21 protein-coding genes are annotated in these 20980 nt (G+C 34.6%); 11 read left to right on the top strand and 10 right to left on the bottom strand.

Annotated features, from left to right (window positions below):
* Positions 1-149: 149 nt before the first annotated feature.
* From H3T56_RS10265 to H3T56_RS10255, 3 genes are all read right to left on the bottom strand, one after another.
* Positions 150-1466: an MFS transporter gene (locus H3T56_RS10265; protein WP_086356829.1), complete on the bottom strand. Its 1317-nt coding sequence runs from the start codon at positions 1464-1466 to the stop codon at positions 150-152.
* Between the two features lie 67 nt (positions 1467-1533).
* On the bottom strand, positions 1534-3054 hold the full coding sequence (locus H3T56_RS10260; protein WP_086360343.1) for a UxaA family hydrolase: 1521 nt from the start codon (positions 3052-3054) through the stop codon (positions 1534-1536).
* Positions 3055-3087: 33 nt separating this feature from the next.
* Positions 3088-3993, bottom strand: a complete 906-nt coding sequence (locus H3T56_RS10255; RefSeq protein WP_086360342.1) for a dihydrodipicolinate synthase family protein — start codon at positions 3991-3993, stop codon at positions 3088-3090.
* A gap of 218 nt (positions 3994-4211) precedes the next feature.
* Here H3T56_RS10255 and H3T56_RS10250 point away from each other — a divergent pair, with 218 nt between their 5' ends.
* The gene (locus H3T56_RS10250; protein WP_086360341.1) at positions 4212-5354 is read left to right on the top strand and encodes an iron-containing alcohol dehydrogenase; all 1143 of its coding nucleotides are present in this window, start codon (positions 4212-4214) and stop codon (positions 5352-5354) included.
* Between the two features lie 55 nt (positions 5355-5409).
* Here H3T56_RS10250 and H3T56_RS10245 read toward each other — a convergent pair whose 3' ends face one another.
* Positions 5410-6159, bottom strand: coding sequence for an IclR family transcriptional regulator (locus H3T56_RS10245; protein ID WP_034901731.1), 750 nt, complete (start codon positions 6157-6159; stop codon positions 5410-5412).
* A gap of 256 nt (positions 6160-6415) precedes the next feature.
* Between H3T56_RS10245 and pgi the strand changes: the two genes are divergently transcribed.
* Positions 6416-8065, top strand: a complete 1650-nt coding sequence (gene pgi, locus H3T56_RS10240) for a glucose-6-phosphate isomerase (RefSeq protein WP_065651706.1) — start codon at positions 6416-6418, stop codon at positions 8063-8065.
* Positions 8066-8123: 58 nt separating this feature from the next.
* On the opposite strand, the gene crr is transcribed toward pgi, so the two are convergent.
* From crr to H3T56_RS10220, 4 genes are all read right to left on the bottom strand, one after another.
* The gene (gene crr, locus H3T56_RS10235) at positions 8124-8627 is read right to left on the bottom strand and encodes a PTS glucose transporter subunit IIA (RefSeq protein WP_065578381.1); all 504 of its coding nucleotides are present in this window, start codon (positions 8625-8627) and stop codon (positions 8124-8126) included.
* Positions 8628-8636: 9 nt separating this feature from the next.
* Positions 8637-10364: a phosphoenolpyruvate-protein phosphotransferase PtsI gene (ptsI, locus tag H3T56_RS10230; protein ID WP_034901725.1), complete on the bottom strand. Its 1728-nt coding sequence runs from the start codon at positions 10362-10364 to the stop codon at positions 8637-8639.
* A 51-nt stretch (positions 10365-10415) separates the two neighbouring features.
* On the bottom strand, positions 10416-10673 hold the full coding sequence (gene ptsH / locus H3T56_RS10225) for a phosphocarrier protein Hpr (protein WP_034901724.1): 258 nt from the start codon (positions 10671-10673) through the stop codon (positions 10416-10418).
* Between the two features lie 142 nt (positions 10674-10815).
* Positions 10816-11160 carry a hypothetical protein gene (locus H3T56_RS10220; protein WP_034901722.1) on the bottom strand — a complete coding sequence of 115 codons (345 nt, stop codon included), beginning with the start codon at positions 11158-11160 and terminating at the stop codon, positions 10816-10818.
* A 123-nt stretch (positions 11161-11283) separates the two neighbouring features.
* On the opposite strand from H3T56_RS10220, the gene H3T56_RS10215 reads away from it, so the two are divergent.
* Positions 11284-11826, top strand: coding sequence for a UPF0149 family protein (locus H3T56_RS10215; protein WP_198192900.1), 543 nt, complete (start codon positions 11284-11286; stop codon positions 11824-11826).
* Positions 11827-11858: 32 nt separating this feature from the next.
* Entirely contained in the window at positions 11859-13172 is a 1314-nt protein-coding gene (gene pepP / locus H3T56_RS10210) for a Xaa-Pro aminopeptidase (protein WP_199283318.1), read from the top strand.
* A gap of 106 nt (positions 13173-13278) precedes the next feature.
* Here the strand turns inward: pepP and H3T56_RS10205 are convergent, their stop codons facing one another.
* Entirely contained in the window at positions 13279-14124 is an 846-nt protein-coding gene (locus tag H3T56_RS10205) for a TonB family protein (protein ID WP_086320878.1), read from the bottom strand.
* A 155-nt stretch (positions 14125-14279) separates the two neighbouring features.
* On the opposite strand from H3T56_RS10205, the gene ispB reads away from it, so the two are divergent.
* Positions 14280-15263 carry an octaprenyl diphosphate synthase gene (ispB, locus tag H3T56_RS10200; protein ID WP_086361554.1) on the top strand — a complete coding sequence of 328 codons (984 nt, stop codon included), beginning with the start codon at positions 14280-14282 and terminating at the stop codon, positions 15261-15263.
* 163 nt (positions 15264-15426) lie between these two features.
* Positions 15427-16299: an EamA family transporter gene (locus tag H3T56_RS10195; RefSeq protein WP_198192898.1), complete on the top strand. Its 873-nt coding sequence runs from the start codon at positions 15427-15429 to the stop codon at positions 16297-16299.
* 69 nt (positions 16300-16368) lie between these two features.
* On the opposite strand, the gene ffh is transcribed toward H3T56_RS10195, so the two are convergent.
* Positions 16369-17736 carry a signal recognition particle protein gene (ffh, locus tag H3T56_RS10190; protein WP_034901714.1) on the bottom strand — a complete coding sequence of 456 codons (1368 nt, stop codon included), beginning with the start codon at positions 17734-17736 and terminating at the stop codon, positions 16369-16371.
* Between the two features lie 146 nt (positions 17737-17882).
* Between ffh and H3T56_RS10185 the strand changes: the two genes are divergently transcribed.
* The 5 genes from H3T56_RS10185 (at position 17883) to H3T56_RS10165 (ending at position 20959) form a co-directional block, all read left to right on the top strand.
* Positions 17883-18266, top strand: a complete 384-nt coding sequence (locus H3T56_RS10185) for a RidA family protein (protein WP_086320882.1) — start codon at positions 17883-17885, stop codon at positions 18264-18266.
* A 265-nt stretch (positions 18267-18531) separates the two neighbouring features.
* A complete protein-coding gene (locus H3T56_RS10180) occupies positions 18532-19728 on the top strand; it encodes an amino acid aminotransferase (protein WP_198192897.1) in 1197 nt (398 codons plus the stop codon).
* A 24-nt stretch (positions 19729-19752) separates the two neighbouring features.
* Positions 19753-19902 (top strand): entericidin A/B family lipoprotein, encoded by a 150-nt coding sequence (locus H3T56_RS10175; protein ID WP_034901708.1) that lies wholly within the window; start codon positions 19753-19755, stop codon positions 19900-19902.
* A 102-nt stretch (positions 19903-20004) separates the two neighbouring features.
* A complete protein-coding gene (locus H3T56_RS10170) occupies positions 20005-20454 on the top strand; it encodes a hypothetical protein (protein WP_198192895.1) in 450 nt (149 codons plus the stop codon).
* A 10-nt stretch (positions 20455-20464) separates the two neighbouring features.
* Entirely contained in the window at positions 20465-20959 is a 495-nt protein-coding gene (locus H3T56_RS10165) for a DUF2569 domain-containing protein (RefSeq protein ID WP_086360334.1), read from the top strand.
* Positions 20960-20980: the final 21 nt, after the last annotated feature.

Raw genomic sequence — 20980 nt, 5'->3', positions numbered from 1 at the left:
ATTAGTTTTAATACTGCAAGCAACATTAATTTGCAGCTAATTGGCGGTAAATAGTTGGGATTTTATTTATTAAACTTGATAATGACTGGTAAAAAAGTTCCCTTAATTACCAGTAGGTTAAAATTATATATACATATTATGCAAAATATTTATTCATAAACATCCATTGGTTTATCAAAATTAATTAATAATGAGCAAATTAAATAACCCATGGCAGAGGCAGCAAAGAACATCATTGCAGCAAAATAATTTCCTGTGGCTTGTACGATGAAACCAATAACAATAGGTAAAATTGCGGCAAATAAATTACTGGTAAAATTCATGGTTCCACAAATTGTACCGGCTACTTTCTGAGCACCTAATAATGATGGAATTGACCAATAGATACTAGCCCAACGTAATGGGAACAGCGCAACGGTTAATAAAATTATTGCCATTGTAGGATTATCACTTTGTGCACAAAAGAAAATACCTACTCCAGCGGTAATTGCGGAAATGGCTAACATGGTATGTAATACTTTACTTGTTTTACCGCCCGCATTACGCCATTTATCCATGATATATCCTCCAGTTAATTGCCCTATAAAACAAACTAGGAATATAATTGCCATAGCTCCACCCATTGATTTAATATTAAATCCATATGTAGCTTGGAAATAAAGTGGTAACCAAGTCATTAAACCATAGAATACAAAACTGTAACAAACCCATCCGAAAATTAAAGCTAGTACATTTCGTTGTTTTAAATATGGTTTAATATCAGATAATTTATATTTTTTATCTGTTTTTTTAGAATCTAAATTATATTTTTCAATATGCTCTAGTTCTGCTTTATTAATTTTAGGATGTTCATTTGGGTATGTTCGGATATACCACCAAGCAAGTAAACCTGCTAAAATGGTTCCCACTCCTGCAATGACAAATGCCATGCGCCAACTGCCAAAAAATCCAATTAATCCAGCAATAATGACAGCACCGAAGGCAGTTCCTAGTGGTGCCCCGCCGTCTAATAACATTGAACCACGACCCCGTTCAGTTGGTGTTAACCAAGTTCCCATTAATTTAGCTCCCGCAGGCATAATTGGTGCTTCAGATACACCTAAACCTAAGCGAGATAAAGATAATGTGAAAATACCATGACATAATGCTGCAACAGCTTGGAAGCCACCCCAAGCGATTGTTGCTATTGCAATAATATTTCTTGTTTTAAATTTATCTGCTAATACGCCACTTGGAATTTGCATTAAGGCATAAGCCCAAAAAAATGCACTGTGAATTGCACCAACAATTCGTGTATCTTCAATACCAAATTCTTCTGTGATATAAGGCATTGCAATGGAAAGTGAAGTTCGATCAATATAGTTAATTGCTCCAAGTAGTAACATTATAATAAATATTCGCCATCTAACATTCGTCGCTTTTAGTTGCTCCTCAGGATTTTGATATAATTCATTTATTTTAGGCATAACAGACTCCCTACTTCTCCTAAGAGAAGTGTTTTCCTTTAACTGACAATATAAAATTATTTATTAATTACATAATTGCACCGGGCTGCCATGGGACGAATTCAAGTGAGCCGTATCCAAATTTTTCACTTTTAGTCTTTTCACCAGAAGCAACAGCTAAGATTGTTTCAAATATTCGCTTACCTGCTTGCTCTAATGTTTCTTGTCCATCAGCTACATCACCACAATTAATATCCATATCTTCCTCTTGGCGACGCCATAGAAAATTATTGGATGCGATTTTTATGCATGGGGTTGGTTTTGAACCATATGCAGATCCCCTTCCTGTTGTAAAACACATAATATTGGCTCCACCAGCAATTTGGCCTGTACATGCAAATGCGTCATATCCAGGGGTATCCATAAATACCAATCCTTTTGCGGTTACTGGTTCTGCATATTCATATACATCAATAAGATTAGTACTTCCTGCTTTACAAATCGCACCAAGTGATTTTTCAAGAATGGTCGTTAATCCTCCTTCTTTATTGCCTGCGGATGGATTATTATTTAATTCTGCGTGACATCTTTTGGCATAATCCTCCCACCATAAAATTCGATTAATTAGTTTTTCACCTACTTCTTTGGAAGTTGCTCGGCGAGTAAGTATATATTCAGCACCATAAATTTCAGGGGTTTCGGCGAGTATTGCTGTACCTCCTTGCTGTACGAGTAAATCAACAGCTACGCCAAGTGCAGGGTTAGCAGAAATGCCTGAGTAACTATCAGAACCACCACATTCAAGTGCTAAAACTAATTCTGATGCAGGTACTTCTTCTCTGGTGTATTGATTTGCTTCATTTAACATGCTTTCAATAATAGTTACGCCCTTATCGAAAGTTTTTTGTGATCCACCTGTTTCTTGAATAGTCATATGTTGTAGCATAGGACCTTCATTTAATCCTTTCACTTGAATAAGATCTTTGATTTGATTTGATTCACAACCAAGGCCAATTATTAGAATACCGGCAAAGTTAGGATGATTTGCATAACCGCTCATTGTGCGTTGCATCATCTTCATCAAATCACCTTTCATATCCATGGCACAACCAAAACTTTGAGGTAGGGCTACGATTCCATCTATATTGGGATAATCAGCTAATCCTTTAGCTTTAAAGTGATCTTCAAGGCGACGTGCAACTGTTGCACTACAGTTGACGGATGTTAGTATGCCAATATAGTTACGGGTTGCTATTTGGCCGTTTTTACGCTTATAGCCCATGAAAGTCCTTTTTTCACTAGCCATTGGTGTTTCTTGTTTATCTGCACAAAAGTCATATTCGTGCCCATAATCACCCATTTTTAGATTATGTAAATGGATATGTTCTCCAGCTTGAATATCACAAATTGCATAACCTATAATTTGATTATAACGTTTAATTGGTTGATCTTTTTCGATATTGTGAAGCGCTATTTTATGTCCTTCTTTTATATCGGAAAGTACAGAAACATCAGCTTCTTGAATGATGTATCCTTTGGATACAGGAAAACGAGCTATGGCAACATCATCATTGGGATGAAGTATGATTACTTTAGATACTTCGCTCATAATTTGCTCCTAAAACTAATTAGTAATAAATTTTTATAAAATTTTTGAATCGGATAATAATTTTTTTAGAACTTTCTTTTTATCGGAAGTTAATGGCATTACTGGAGCTAAAACTTCTGTTGAAATATCGACACCGGACAGTTTTATTGCTTGTTTGATTACGCCAAAGAATGGAGATTCAATTGCATAGACAGGCATTAATTTTGCTAATTGACGTTGTAATTTAAATGCTTTTTCATAATCTTTTTTAACAAAAGCTTTATAAATTCCTTTAGTAATTTTTGGGGCAAAATTAAATGTTGCTGGAATGCCACCATGACCACCAAGAATAAGCGTGTCTAACATATATTCATCAAATCCACTGAAGATAATAAAATCTGGACGGAAGGCGTGAACTCTGTTGATAACTTCTCGGGTATGGCTTATGTTATCAATGGTGTCTTTCAAACCAATAATATTTGGTTGATCCTTGGCTAATTGAGTAATAACATCAATACCAATATCTTGGCCGGTTAATGCCGGGAAATTGTAAAGTAGTACTGGTATATCAAGATTTTCAGCGACAGTTTTATAATGGTGATAAATGGCATCACTATTCAATAAAGCATAATATGGATTAACCACTAAAACGGCATCTGCGCCTATTTGTGCTGCATGCTGACCATATTGAATAGTTTCTTTGGTACTTGGACTGGATATTCCAATCATCACCGGAATGCGTTTATTGATATGTTTTACCGCAAATTCAGCAACTTCATATCGCAACTTAGGTGGCATATGGCAGAACTCACCACCACTACCTAGAATTAAAACACCATCAGCTTCGTTATCGATGAGATGATCTAATAATTTGCCCATTCCTTTTTTATCTAGTTCCCCTTTTTTATTAACGATAGTAGGGACTGGAGGGAATATACCTTTAAATTTTTCTAAATTCATTTTTTCTCCTTGTTCATGATGTAGAACATTGTTTCTCACATTGGAACAAATTATTGGTAAAAAAATCTAGAATTGCAATGTATTAATTCAAAAGAAAATTAATTTTGTGATCATCCTCTCATTGTCAAAAATAATTTTTTTTGTAATTAGTTTTTTCCGTATAATGAAATACAGTTCTTTTTATGGGAATTTTTAATGTTATTAATTAAGAGGTAAATATGATTTATTACATTCCACCGGTTAATCTTTTGGGTAAAGGATGCTTATCTGAATTAGGTGTACCGGTTAAAAAACTAAATTGCCGAAAAGCATTTGTTGTTAGTGATAAGTTTTTAGTGGGTAATGGTACTGTAGATAGAGTAGTAGATATATTGGCAAAAGAGGGGATTGAATCGGTTATTTTTTACGATGTAAAACCAAATCCAACCGTTACCAATGTTGAAAATGCACTAAAATTATGTCAAGAATCTAAATGTGATTTTATTGTCTCAATTGGTGGTGGGTCGCCACAAGATTGTGGTAAAGCCGTTGCTGTGTTGGCGACGAATGGTGGTAAAATTACTGATTATGAAGGGATGCATAAAAGTAAACATAAATGTTTACCGATTGTGGCAATAGCAACAACTGCTGGTACCTCTGCCGAAGTTACCATCAATTACGTGATTACTGATGAGAGTAGACATGTCAAAATGATTATGGTGGATCCAAATACATTGGCGTCAATAACAGTTAGTGATCCCGATTTAATGATTTCTAAACCAGCAAATTTAACCGCAGCAACCGGTATGGATGCGTTAACTCATGCAATAGAAGCGGTGGTTGCTAAAGGGGCGATGGATGTCACTGATTCGACCGCACTATATGCAATTGGTCAAACCTTTAAATATTTAGCGCGCGCGGTTAAAAATGGTAACGATATTGAAGCCAGAGAACAAATGAGTTATGCCTGCTTTTTAAACGGTATTGCTTTTAGTAATGCTGGTTTAGGTAATGTGCATGCGATGGCTCATCAACTTGGAGGTCTTTATGATTTACCTCATGGGGTATGTAATGCAATGTTATTGTCGGTAGTTGAAGAAGAAAATGCTAAACATGCACCAGAAAAATTTAGAGTTATTGCTGAAACAATCGGATTGGATACTAAAAATAAAACAGATCAAGAGTGTGTTGATTATGTGATAAAAAGGATCAAAGATTTGGCTCAAGAGGTAGGTATTCCTAAATCCTTAAAAGAAATTAGTGTTGATAATCCAGATTTTGAATTATTGGCTGAAAATTCGATGAAAGATGCTTGTGCCGGAGCAAATCCAGTATTTTTTGATAAACAAAAACTGATTGAGTTATTTAAAAAAATAGCGTAGCAGTTAATTTATCCAATGAGTCAAAATAATATTGAATCATAATGATTCAATATTATTAAAACTTATCAGTCAATTGTTGGCATGCATCACGTACTAATTGTGAATATTTATCGATTTTATCCACAGGTAGTTGAAAAAGAACACCCGAAATACTGATAGCTGCGATGGGTTCGTTATTTTTATTGAAGATTGGTGCTGCAATACAATGAACACCTTGAACATCTTCCTGATTATCATAGGCCCAACCTTGCGAGCGAATTTTCGCAAGCTCTTTTTTTAACTGTTTCTTGCTGGTTATTGTTGTGTCGGTATATTTGATTAATTTATCTTCGGGAATAAGTTGATCAATTTTTTCTTCTGGTAACCAAGCTATTAATGCTTTACCAATACCTGAACTATGTAAAGGCAATTTTTTACCAATCCAAGTACGAATACCAATAGCCTGATCATTTTCAATTTTAGCAATATAAACAGAATAAAGACCATCAAGAACACCTAAATGGCAGGTCAAATTGGTTTTATCTCGCAGTTTAATCATTAAAGGTTCGGCTATTTTAGTGATATCAAACTGTTCTAGAGATTTATCTCCCCATTCATGCAATTTTAACCCAAGATAATACTTATTTTGATCTTGTCGCAAAATACCATGCATGACTAAGGCATTTAATAGTGTTGATGTACTGCTTTTAGGTAAATTGAGATCTTGAAATATTTGACTAAAAGTAGCCCCTCTGTGGTTATCTAAATAATCACAAATACGGACAATTTTATCTAATGCTGGTACAAGTGTTTGAATATTGGGCATGAAATATCCTAATATAATAATGTAAGAAATATATTTATTTTATTGATACTAATTGTTTAGAAAAACATATTTTGAACGGTTTAGTGTATTAAGTGTCTTATCTTTAACATTATATTCAAGTTACTTGATAAGGAAAAGAAAATAACTTTTATTATTTTCCTGTTTAGTGTATTTAAATCGATAAATCCTTATCTTGCATCATGTTAGGCATAGTTATATTATGAGTAGCAATGCTATATTATTTAAGGAATGAGTTATGTTAAAATCAATAGATCCAACCTCTACATCTTCTTGGAAATCCCTTCAAGCCAGTTATCAAAAACATCATAATAAAACTATAGCCGAAATATTAAAAGACGAGCCCAAGCGCGTCGAAAAACTGAGTATTCCGTTTGAGGATGAGTTTTTGGTTGATCTTTCAAAAAACCGTTTAACGCAAGAAACATTAGAAATTCTTTATCAGCTTGTGGATGAGTGTGATTTAGGTGGCGCAATTAAAGCGATGTATAGTGGTGAAAAAATTAATCGCACAGAAGATCGAGCCGTGTTACACGTTGCACTTCGTAATGTATCTAATACTCCAATTTATGTTGATGGCAAAAATGTTATGGATGATGTCAATGCAGTGCTTGCTAAGATGGAGTCCTTTAGTAAAAAAGTGATTAGCGGAGAATGGAAAGGTTATACCGGTAAGGCTATCACCGATGTTGTTAATATCGGTATTGGTGGTTCAGATTTAGGCCCTCACATGATTACTGAAGCCCTTCGACCTTATAAAAACCATTTAACGATGCATTTTGTATCTAATGTTGATGGCACTCATATTGTAGAAGCGTTAAAAGATCTTAATCCAGAAACAACACTCTTTTTAGTTGCGTCGAAAACTTTTACAACTCAAGAAACGATGACTAATGCTCAAACTGCCCGTCAATGGTTACTTGATGCAGCTAAAGATGATAAAGCAGTAGCACTGCATTTTGTTGCATTATCAACTAATACTAAAGAAGTTGAAAAGTTTGGTATTGATACTGCTAATATGTTTGAATTTTGGGATTGGGTTGGTGGTCGCTATTCGTCTTGGTCGGCAATTGGTTTATCAATCGTTCTTTCTATTGGTTACGAAAACTTTAAACAGTTTTTAGCTGGTGGCCATGCAATGGATAAACACTTCCAAACAGCGCCGGTTGAGAAAAATATTCCAACATTACTTGCGTTAATTGGTCTTTGGTACAATAACTTCTGTGGAGCAGAAACTGAAGCAATTTTACCTTATGATCAATATATGCATCGTTTTGCTGCTTATTTTCAACAAGGTAATATGGAATCAAATGGTAAAAGCGTTGATCGTAATGGTAATAAAACGACTTATACTACTGGACCTATTATTTGGGGTGAACCTGGTACTAATGGCCAACATGCCTTCTATCAATTGATTCATCAAGGTACTAAACTGATTCCTTGTGATTTTATTGCACCAGCAATTAGCCATAATCCGGTTGGAGATCATCATCCTAAATTACTTTCAAATTTCTTTGCACAAACTGAAGCTTTAGCTTTTGGTAAAACTGAGCAACAGGTAGAACAAGAATTCCTTGCGGCTGGTAAAAGCCTTGATGAAGTTAAATCTATTATTCCTTTTAAAGTTTTTGCCGGTAATAAGCCAACCAACTCTATTTTAGTCAAAAAAATCACACCTTATGCATTAGGTGCATTAGTTGCTATGTATGAACACAAAATCTTCACACAAGGTGTTATTCTTAACATCTTTAGTTTTGATCAATGGGGTGTTGAACTAGGTAAACAGCTAGCTGGTCGTATTTTACCTGAATTAGCCGATGATAAACCTGTGAGTTCTCATGATGATTCAACTAACAACTTAATCAATCAATACAAGAAATGGCGTTAGAGCGAGTTTAACAATAGATAAAAAACCTTCAGTTTTAACTGAAGGTTTTTATAGATGATTATTTTTTAATACGCATAATTGGCGTTTTACCTGCTTCAACAGAACCAGTTAGTTTGGTTAGTTCAACTACTGTTTCCATATTTGAAATTACAACAGGAGTTAAAACTGATTTAGCTTTACTTTCAAGTAACGGTAGATCAATTTCAATGATAGTATCACCAATTTTAACTTGTTGTCCTTCTTCAGCAACACGAGTAAAACCTTCACCTTTTAGTTCAACGGTATCTATACCAAAATGAACAAAAAGTTCAATACCTTCATCTGACTCAATCGCAAAAGCATGATTAGTTTCAAAAATTTTGCCAATTTTACCATTTAATGGTGCGACAATTTTGTTGCCAGATGGTTTAATTGCAACGCCATCACCAACGATTTTTTCAGCAAAAACAACATCAGGCACATCTTCGATTTTAACGATCTCTCCACTAAGAGGTGCAATAATTTCAATGCTATTTTTGTTATCGTCAGAGACAAACTGTTTTATTTTATCAAATAGACCCATTATGGCCTCCTAACAAATTTGCTTTTCAGCAGTATATTTTTCAATTAAATCAGTTATTTCTTTAGCGGTTGCTTTTTCTAGTGCAGTTTCAGCAAATTTTTTCGCTTCTTCGTAATTGGTATTACGAATTAATTTTTTGATTTTAGGAATTGATACAGCACTCATACTAAACTCATCAAGTCCCATACCTAATAATAGGATAGTTGCTCTTTCATCACCAGCAAGTTCACCACACATTCCTGTCCATTTGCCTTCTTTATGAGAAGCATCAATGACATTTTTAATTAATGTTAACACTGATGGTGAAAACGGATTATAAAGATGTGAGATAAGCTCATTACCACGGTCAACAGCAAGTGTATATTGGGTTAAATCGTTAGTACCAATACTGAAGAAGTCAACTTCTTTAGCTAAGTGACGAGCAATAACTGCTGCTGCAGGGGTTTCGATCATAACACCAATTTCAATTTCTTTATCAAACGCTTTACCTTCAGCGGTTAATTGTTCTTTAAGAATGTTGATTTCAGATTTTAAGATACGAATTTCTTCAACTGAAATAATCATTGGGAACATGATACGTAATTTACCAAAGGCTGAAGCACGTAGAATTGCGCGTAATTGTGCATGTAATATCTCTTTACGATCTAAACAGATACGAATTGCACGCCAACCTAAGAATGGATTTTCTTCTTTTGGTAAATGCATATAAGGTACATCTTTGTCACCACCAATATCCATGGTACGAACGATAATTGATAAACCATTCGTTGATTCGGCTACTTCTTTATATGCTTTGAATTGTTCTTCTTCATTAGGATACGCATCACGATCCATAAATAAGAATTCAGTGCGATAAAGACCAACACCTTCATAACCATTACGATCGGCACCAGCAATATCACGAACTGTACCGATATTGGCACAAATTTCCACTTGATGACCATCAAGAGTTACCGCTGGTAAATCTTTTAATTTTGCTAATTCTTCTTTGTCAGCAATATATTTTGCTTGGACTTGTTTTAATTTTTCTTCAGTAGTGTGATCAGGATTAATATAGATAGCGTTGTTGATAGCATCTAAAATAACAAAATCACCTTGTTTGATTGCTTGGGTTGCATTAGAGGTACCAACGATAGCTGGAATTTCTAATGAACGAGCCATGATTGAGGTATGTGACGTACGGCCACCTGCATCAGTGATAAAGCCTAATACCATATCTAAATTTAATTGTGCAGTTTCTGATGGTGTTAAATCAGTTGCAACTAGGATACATGGTTGGCTAATAGCACTTAAATCAACAATTTCAATACCGAGAATGTTTTTCAATAGACGTTTGCCAATATCACGGATATCTGCAGCACGTTCTTTTAAATATTCGTCATCTAAGTTTTCTAACTCTTTTGCTTGCGTTTCAAATACAGATTGAACGGCAGCATCAGCACTTGAGTGTTTACTTTGGATACGAGAGATAACTTCTTGTTCAAGATCTTCATCTTCAAGAAGCATTATGTGACCTTCAAAAATAGCAGCTTTATCTTCACCTAATGTAGTTTTTGCTCTCTCCATGATAGCATTTAATTGTTCGCTTGATTTTTGACGAGCTTCTTTAAAGCGTTCGATTTCAGCATCAATTTTGTTATCAAGAATTTGCCTATTATTAATTACAATAGGTTCTTCTTTTAATAATAGCGCTTTTGCAAAAGCGATACCTGGGGAAACAAGTATACCTGATACCATAATATTTAATCCTTATTCAATATTAAAACCGTTCAATAATAATTGGGAGTATTATTCCAATTCAGGAATTAATTTTACTAGATGAGTTACTGCTTCTTTTTCATCTTCACCTTCGGCTGAAATAGTAATAGTTGTGCCTTGAGTTAAGCCTAATGTTTGTAATTTGAATAAGCTTTTAGCGCTAGCACTTTTTCCGTTTGATGTGACAGTAATTTCAGCATTAAAGTTTTTTGCTTCTTTTACAAATTGCGCAGCAGGGCGAGTATGAAGGCCATTCGATGCAGTAATGGTTACATCTTGTTTGTACATAATTATTTTACTCCCAAAAATATGTTTTTTCAGACGACAATATAAATAAAAACAGCGTGAAAGGCTAGTAAGATTTCACTGTTCTTTAACAATTCGCCCAATCTTGATGGTGATAAATCAACCAAGTTAGCCGATATTATTGTTAATATCGGTAAATTCGAGTGATTTTATCACGACATTTTTTAAATTCCACCTGCCCGTGAATTCCTCGTTTGATATTTTCAAACACAACTTCTTCACTACCATCAAGTTGTGAAGCTCGGATCTCTTCGTGGCAAAAAGATTCAAATTTTTCAAGCTCTTGTTCGCTGTTGCCTAAATGATAATTTTTAGGTAAATCTTGGCTAGTTATAGAGGTATTTGTTTGATTCTGTACATTAAGAACAATCACGCCTTTATTGGGCACCCATGAACTACATGCAGTTAATGACATAACAAAGAATAAAAATAGCGAGGGCAATGCTACGATCAATCTAAAAATGTTCAAAATATTTCCTTTATAAAGCACAATAACCTGTTTATTATTTATAGCTAGGCATAAATTATATACTATTAATCCGTGAAAGTGCAGGGGTGTGTTTTCACGGTATTTAAGACTAAGGTGGATCTAATGACTAATAGCAATAATTACAATGAACTTAATCGCCAACTTATCCAAAATAAAATCGGCATGACAGCGGCTGAACTACATGGTTTTTTATCAGGTATTTTAGCAGGAGGCAATCATGATGAAAGTTGGAAAATTTTAACTAAGGATATGTTAAATGATGGGCAAAGCATTGCTGAACCTTTAAACAAAGAAATTGAAAAATTATATCATTTAACAAAACAACAACTTATTGATGAAGATTTTGAGTTTCAATTGTTACTCGGCGAGCAAGATTTATTTACCCAAATTGATGATTTAGTCGGATGGGTCAATCATTTTTTATTAGGAATTGGTTTGGTACAACCTAAAATTAATCGGGTTAAAGGTGATGTTGGTGAAGCAATATATGACCTGAGACAAATCGTTAAGTTGGGTTATGATGAAAATGAAGATCAGCAAGAGTTAGGCTTTGCGTTTGAAGAAATTAAAGAATACGTTCGGATCACGGCGATGCTCTGTTTTGATGAGTTTAATGAATCTGATATAACCCCAACTATTCATTAATATCAGTATTATTGATTTTTAAGGTACAAGTTATGGTAGATATGTATAGCAAAACAGAACTTTTAGCGCGACGAAATAAATTATTGGCACAAATGGAGCAAAATAGTATCGCTTTGTTTTTCGCTTCACCAGAGGTTACACGAAGCAATGATACTCACTATCCTTATCGGCAAGATAGTGATTTTTGGTATTTTACTTTTTTTGCTGAGCCAGAAGCACTATTAGCGGTAATAAAGGAATCTGATAATCAGGCTCGATACATATTATTTAACCGTAAAAAGGATCCTTTAGCGGAAACATGGACCGGATATCGGTTAGGTCAACAAGCTGCACTTGAAAAAGTTTTAGTAGATGAAGCCTATCTTTTTGATGATATTGATGAGGTTTTGCCTAATTTAATCAATGGTAAAAAAGCTATTTATTATGCTGACCAGCTATATCATTATGCTGACGAGATAATTAAAAAAACGCTTAATACGCTACGGCAAGGCGGTCGATTCAAACTTTCAGCGCCAAGCATTGTTATTGATTGGCGACCAATCGTTCACGAAATGCGGATGTTTAAGTCTGAATATGAAATCGCCATTTTACGCCAGGCTTGTGAAATAAGTGCTAAGGCACATATTCGAGCAATGCAAAAATGTCAGTCTAGTTGGTATGAATATCAGTTAGAAGCGGAAATTTTACATGAGTTTGCTTGGCATGGTGCTCGTTGGCCGTCCTATAACACTATTGTTGGTGGGGGAAATAATGGTTGTATATTGCATTATGAAAATAATAGTGACCAATTGAAAGATGGCGATTTAGTCTTAATTGATGCTGGTTGTGAATATCAATATTATGCCGGTGATATCACCCGTACATTTCCTATAAATGGTAAATTTAATCAGTCACAACGTGAAATATATGACATTGTGTTAACGGCACAATACGCGGCAATCAAATTATTACAACCAGGTACTTCAATATCAATAGTAAACCAACAAATTATTCGAATTATGGTTGAAGGTTTAGTTAAACTTGGCATTATGCAGGGCGATATCGAGACGTTAATTGCAAATAAAGCTTACATGGCATTTTATATGCATGGTTTAGGACATTGGCTAGGTATTGATGTGCATGATGTCGGTAGCGATCGTGATCGTATCCTTGCTCCAGGCATGGTGTTAACGGTTGAACCAGGGCTCTATATTAATCAAGAAGCCGATGTTCCTGAGCGTTATAAAGGAATCGGCATCCGTATAGAGGATAATATTTTAATTACTGATTCAGGCAATGAAGTTTTAACCGCAATGGTGCCTAAAGATCCTCAACAAATTGAGAAGTTAATGCAAATCAATAAATAAACTTATGATCAAGTAAGGTGCTAATCAATAAATTAAGATTAGCACCATTAAGTTTTATTTTAAATAAATACTATTGAATGATAGTTATTGATTGATAAATGTCAGTTTAGCCGTTACCTAAACTAATTGAGCTATCACGATTAAAGATAATCTTCATTTTGATATCTTTACCAGCAATTGGTTTGTATTTCCATGTTTTCATTGCTGTGATCACTGAGCGATTAAAAATATTATTGGGTTGAGCTTCAATAATTCTAATATTTTCAACTCGCCCTTCACTATTTACATCAAACATGACAATAACATGACCTTCTAAGCGCATGTCTAGTGCTCTTCTTGGATATTCTGGGCGATTTCGGCTAATCGGTGTTGGAGTGCCTGAATATTGCTGACTATCAGAAATTTTAGGTGCTACTGATGTTTTTGCCGTATTATCACTAATTGCTTCTTGTCTAACTTGTTGATGAGAAGCTTTTTGTGTAGGTGGCTTTTTCTTTTTTGGTTTCGGTTTTGGTTCTGGTTTTACTATTGTTGGTTTATCCGGTTCAACAGTAGGTTTTTCGGGTTCTTTTTCCGGTGTAGTCTCAGGTGTTTCTTCTTTAACAACTTCAGGTTCTACAACAGGTTCAACGGGTTGCTCTTCAATAGGTTTATTATCTATGATTTCACTGTTTTCAGCACCTTGAATATCAGGCGTATTTTCAACTAATGATTGTTCTGGGGCTGCTAACTGAGTAAGGTCAACCATTACGGCTTTAATTGAATCATCACCTTCATCAATCATAATATTATTTGCGAACAATGCCGAGCTAAATAATAATCCTAATAAAAGTAGATGAGATATCACAGCAACAGATGCAAATACGTATATATAATCATCCTTTTGCTTATTTGCAGCAGATGATTGCGGCTCTTTTTCTGTGTTGATATCTATATCAAAATTGATCTTCATAACAGTAATAATTTTTCCCTTAGGGTGTGTATTCTAAATGAAAATGCTTATCATTTGTAGTGTTTTTTTAAATATGATTTATCAATAACTTGTTGCATAAAAATATTTATCAGATAATAGTAAGTAAATATCTCTCATTTGTAGCGGTTAGACTGATGAATAATCCATCGATAAAACAGATACTCGATCTAGTTCAAGACGATTTAGTGAAGGTTAATCAGGCAATACAAGCAGAGCTTAGCTCTGATGTTGTATTAATCAATCAATTAGGCAATTACATTATTAGTAGTGGCGGTAAACGTATTCGTCCAATCATTGCCTTGCTCATTGCTAAAGCACTGAATTATCAGGGTGATAAACATATTATAACGGCTGCTTTTATCGAATTTATTCATACTGCAACCTTATTGCATGATGATGTTGTTGATGAGTCAGATTTACGGCGAGGAAAATCAACAGCTAATGCATTATTTGGTAATGCTGCTAGTGTTCTGGTGGGCGATTATATTTATACTCGTTCTTTTCAAATGATGGTTCGTACTGAATCATTTAAAGTATTACAAATTATGTCTGAAGCCACGAATATTATTGCAGAAGGTGAAGTTCAACAACTACTTAATTGTAATGATCCTGATATTACTAAAGAACAATATCTACAAGTCATATATCGTAAAACAGCAAGACTATTTGAAGCGACTTCTCATTCCGCGGCTGTCCTTGCTGAAGCAACCCCAGAACAAGAATTTGCCTTGCAAGAATATGGAAAATATTTAGGTACTGCTTTTCAAATTATTGATGACTTATTAGATTATAGTGCCGATAGTAATCAAAAATTGGGTAAAAATTTGGGTGATGATCTTAATGAGGGTAAACCGACATTACCACTATTACATGCTATGCATCACGCTAACGCGCAGGATGCGGCTTTAATTCGGCAAGCGATTGAACAAGGAAATGGCCGTCATTTGTTAGAGCATGTTTTAGCTGTGATGAAATCATGCGGATCGCTTGAATTTACTTTAAAAACAGCCCAGCAAGAGGCGAACAAAGCGTTTAATGTGATTTCAATTTTACCAGATTCTCCTTATAAAAAAGCATTACAAGATCTGGCATTGTTATCAGTAAAAAGGGAAAACTAACAGTGAAGTTTATTTGATAATTATAAATACATTATTTATACAATTTGTTTAATTAACACTTTTTTACTATAGATGGTAAAAATTTTAAATTGAATTTTATTTGTTATGCAAACAGTTTGTTCCCTTTTTATAACAATCCCATTGTTCAAATAAGGTTATTATTATGTTCAAAAGATCTTGGCCAGTTTTATTAATTTTTGTATCAATGATTTCTGTACAATCAAGTGCGTCATTTGCTAAATATTTGTTCCCAATACTTGGACCAGAAGCAATGACTGCGTGGCGTTTATTTTTTTCCTCTATTTTATTGGTCATAATCTTTAAACCATGGCGTAAAAAGATTTCAAAATCAGCAATTAAATATATTATTTTGTATGGTATTGCCATGGGTTGCATGAATTTATCTTTTTATAATGCTATCTCTCGTATTCCTTTAGGTATTGCTGTCGCAATTGAATTGACAGGGCCAATTATGGTGGCTATGTTTTCCGGTCGACGATTAACCGATTTTATTTGGTTAGGTATTGCCATAATTGGATTAGTTATGTTGTTGCCTATTCATCAAGCAGGCAGTGACTTAGATCCGATTGGTCTTTTACTTGCTTTATGTGCGGGAAGCTGTTGGGCTGGTTATATTCTTTTTGGTCGTAAAGCTGGCGAAATATATGGTGCGCCAAGTGTTGCACTCGGATCGATTGTTGCTTCAGTATTACTCTTTCCAATTGGGGTATGGCAAAGTGGTAGTACAATGTTTTCCTTAGATATTTTGCCATTGGCTTTCATGGTTTCACTATTAGCGTCAGCGATTCCTTATGGCCTTGATATGGTTGCATTACCACGCTTACCAGCCCAAACTTTTAGTACCTTAATGAGTTTGTCACCGGTATTTGCGGCGTTTTCCGGATTAATTGTGTTGCACGAACAGTTAACACATTATCAATGGTTGGCTATTATGTTTATTATCGTTTCATCGATTGGAACGGTATTAACTATGCATCGGCCAAGTAAAATTAAAGCAGTAAATCGAGATAATTAAGTTTATTGAAATACTATCGCGCCAAGCTGCGCGATAGTAATGAATTGAAAGAAAGAGAAAAGTAAAACGTTATCTCGGTGGGAAACCCATGCCTCCGCCCATTAAACCTTTCATTTGACGCATCATCTTCATCATGCCGCCACCTTTCATTTTTTTCATCATTTTTTGCATATCTTCAAACTGTTTAAGTAGTTTGTTGACATCTTGTACTTGTGTTCCTGATCCATTTGCAATACGGCGTTTGCGTGATCCTTTGATGATTTCTGGATTCGCTCGCTCTTTTAATGTCATAGAACCAATTATTGCTTCCATTTTGATGGTGATTTTGTCATCCATTTGCGCTTTAATATGATCCGGTAGCTGACCTACCCCCGGTAATTTAGCCAGCATGGCTCCCATTCCGCCCATATTACGCATCTGTTTAAGCTGATCTTGGAAATCATTGAAGTCAAATTTATCGCCTTTTTTTAACTTTTTAGCGATTTTTTCCGCTTTTTCACGATCAACATTACTCTGTAATTCTTCAATTAAAGAGAGAACATCTCCCATGCCTAAAATGCGCGAAGCAATGCGGTCAGGGTAAAAAGGCTCTAATGCATCCGTTTTTTCCCCCATCCCTAAAAACTTAATTGGTTTGCCAGTGATATGGCGGATGGATAATGCCGCACCACCACGAGCATCACCATCAACTTTAGTTAAAATGACACCGGTTAGTGGTAAGGCATCGTTAAATGCTTTAGCTGTATTGGCAGCATCTTGCCCGGTCATTGCATCGACAACAAATAGCGTTTCAATTGGATTGATTGCATCATGTAGTGCTTTGATTTCATCCATCATGTCGCTATCAACATGTAATCGACCAGCCGTATCGACAATCAGTACATCAAAAAATTGTAATTTCGCATGTGAAATTGCTTTATTAACAATATCAACCGGTTTTTGTTTTATATCTGATGGGAAGAACTCGACATCAATTGCTTTAGCAAGTGTTTCTAATTGTTTTATCGCTGCGGGTCGATAGACATCGGCAGAAACAACTAATACTTTCTTTTTTTGTTTTTCTTTTAAGAATTTTGCTAGTTTTGCAACGCTAGTTGTTTTACCTGCACCTTGTAAACCAGCCATTAGCATTACCGCTGGAGGCTGAGTAGCTAAGTTAAGTGAACTATTAACTTCACCCATTGCTGCAGTAAGTTCAGCTTGAACGATTTTAATAAATTCTTGGCCTGGGGTTAGCGTTTTATTCACGTCTAAACCGACGGCTTTTTGTTTAACTTGATTAATAAATTCTCGTACTACAGGTAGGGCAACATCAGCTTCAAGTAATGCCATTCGGACATCACGTAGTGCATCTTTGATATTATCTTCAGACAGACGCCCACGACCACTAATATTGCGGAATGTCTGCGATAAACGATCAGTTAAATTCTCAAACATACTAACTCTCAACAAATGAAAAAATTATCACCTATCATATCAGAAAATTTGCAGAAGTCCCATGCTCATAAATTTGTTATAACTTGACACAAAATTGTGTTCCTGTTGAAATGAGAGTCATAATAAATAAAAGGAGAAATTTATCTATGGCGAAAGTAGTTAATACCGATAAAGCCCCTGCAGCTATTGGTCCTTATGTGCAAGGTATTGATTTGGGCAATATGTTATTTGCATCAGGTCAAATCCCAATTAATCCAGCAACTGGTGAGATACCAACTTGTGTGAAAGAACAAGCTAAGCAAAGTTTAGCTAATGTTAAAGCAATTGTTACTGAGGCGGGTTATCAAGTTAAAAATATCGTTAAAACAACTATTTTTTTAGCTGATATGAATGATTTTGCTGATGTTAATAGTGTCTATGAAGCATTTTTTACCGAAAATCAAGCAAGCTTTCCAGCGCGTTCTTGTGTGCAAGTAGCTCGAATTCCGAAAGATGCTAAAGTTGAAATAGAAGTTATTGCTGTTAAATAAGTTTGCCAAAGTGATTAGCACCAATAGGTGCTAATGAAGCAAAAAAGTTGAGGAAAGGTTTTTTTGTGGCTTTTTTTGCTAAATATCCCTATTTTTTGTCACCAATTATGACGTTTTTCTATCTGAATCAGACTGTTAAACAGTCGATTTTATTTGCCTAAAATTATTTATATTTAAACTGTTATTTTGTGATTGATTGCCAATTAAGTTGGTGCAATAATCTACAATTATACATTGCTATTTATTGGTTAATTAGGTAGGAAAAATGTTTGAAAAAGTAGAGTCGTATGCTGGTGATCCAATTTTGTCATTAGTCGCAGAATTTAATAATGACAATCGTCAAGATAAGACTAATTTGAGTATTGGTTATTATTATGATGAAAACAGTCATGTTCCACAATTATCATGTATTAAAACGGCTCGTGATTATATTTATCAACATCAACAAGGTGCACAACTTTATTTACCAATGAGTGGTTTACCTAGTTATTGCCAAGCAATTCAATCACTGCTTTTTGGTGAAGATAATCCTGCTATTCTAACTAAAAGAATTGCGACTATTCAAACGCTAGGTGGATCAGGAGCCCTTAAAGTTGGTGCTGATTTTCTTTATCACTATTTTCCTAATTCTCAAGTATGGGTTAGTGATCCAACTTGGGAAAATCATATTGCTATTTTTAGTGGTGCAGGCTTTAAAGTAAATAAATATCCTTATTTTGACCCAGCAACTTGTGGTGTAAAATTTGACGCTATGCTAGATACATTAAATAGCTTGCCGGCTAAAAGTATCGTGCTATTACATCCTTGTTGTCATAATCCTACTGGCGTCGATTTAACACAGCAGCAGTGGGATAAAGTGATTGAAGTTTTACAAAATCGTGATCTTATCCCATTTATGGATATTGCTTATCAAGGTTTTGGTGAAAGTATCGAAAGCGATAGTTATGCAATCAAAAAAGTCGCTGAGAAAGGATTATGTGGTTTGATTAGTAATTCTTTTTCCAAAACGTTTTCACTGTATGGAGAACGGGTAGGTGGATTATCCGTATTATGTGATGATAACCAAGCGGCCAACCGAGTGTTTGGCCAATTACAAGCAACCGTTCGTCGAAATTATTCCAGTCCAGCTGCGTATGGTGCGCAACTGGTCTCATATGTATTAAATAATACGGAACTTAAAACTTTATGGTTTCAAGAAGTTCAAACCATGCGCAACCGTATTGTAATCATGCGTTCAACGCTAGTCGATTTATTAAAAACAGCCGTACCGACACAAAATTTTGATTATTTAGTTAAACAAAGAGGTATGTTTAGTTATACAGGTTTTTCTAAAGAGCAAGTCACACAGCTAAAAGATGATTTCGCCGTTTATTTGGTGGGCAGCGGAAGAATGTGTGTGGCGGGATTAAATCACCATAATATACATCGTGTAGCAGAAGCATTTGCCACAATAAAATCATAATGTGACTAACTAGAGGAGAATCACATGTTACGTAAAGTATTTATTTTAATGGTAAGTATTGCGATGACAACAATGGTAGTTGGTTGTAACACGTTTAAAGGTGTCGGTAAAGATGTTCAATCTGGCGGTAAAGTAATTACGAATACTGCTGAAAATGTTAGTGAAAAGATGTAAATAGTAGCTGGAGTTACTTATAAATATTTTATAAGTAAACAATAAATGATGTATCGTATTTTTAATATTTTCTTTATATTTTTACTTGTAGGGTGTGGTTCGTTGAATTTTCGAACTGCACCTTTAACAATGGAAAATTGCCAGTATCAAAATCGTTCTGGTATTGAATTTAAGCTAAACCAGCTTGAACCCAATCTTACAGAATATCCCCATATTTATCTCTCACAAAGTCGAGCGAGTAATCATTTACCAATAAGTTATGTTGATTTAAAAGGCAAATTAACCGGTCAAACTTTTGAGCGCGATTATCCAAAAGAGACATTTTGGCGGAGTCCTAATATATTTGAACGAGCATCAATGTATGATGATGGTTATGACGATTTGTATATCAGTGTTAAACAGAAAGAAGCTCGTGATCGTAAGGCAAAATTTGTGGTCAAAGAAGCGGTATTAGAAAACTGTCAGATTATCTATATTTCCATTGATTCTTTAGCTAAAGACAGGGATAATCCTTCATTAATTCAATCTGAGGATTTATCTATTTTAAATTAAGGATATTTGTATGTCTGATAACTTAACTCTCAAAGGATTAGGTGGTTGGCTCATTGTTGTTGCGATAAGATTATTTTTGAGTTGTATCACTAGTTTATTTTTGATTCTTTATAGTAGCATTACCTTTATAAAATTGGCTAATCTTACTAATTCTATTTTTTATATTGAAAATCTTAATTGGATTTATCCATTAGAAATCGGTATGAATTTGATTATTATCTTTTTTAATATCTACTTACTTTATCTCTTTTTCACTAAAAATTATAAATTTCCATCTTTGATGATTTGTTTTGAACTGTTAGTTATTGTATTTATGCTTTTAGATCAGTTTATTACTCATCAATTTACCTCATTTAAAATTGAAAGCCGTGATTTGTTTCATATAGCCAAAAACATTATTTTGAGCATTATTTGCATTTCCTATATGCTTAATTCAAAGCGAGTTTATAACACGTTTGTTAATGGACATCGTAGAGAGGAAAATTATAACAATGTTATTAGTTAATTTATTTTTTTAAGGAATTAA

It is taken from the genome of Gilliamella sp. W8123, from assembly GCF_016101085.1.
GTDB classification, from domain to species: Bacteria; Pseudomonadota; Gammaproteobacteria; order Enterobacterales; family Orbaceae; genus Gilliamella; species Gilliamella apis.
The sequence above is the reverse complement of the archived record's forward strand: the minus strand, read 5'-3'. Positions and strand labels throughout refer to the sequence as shown.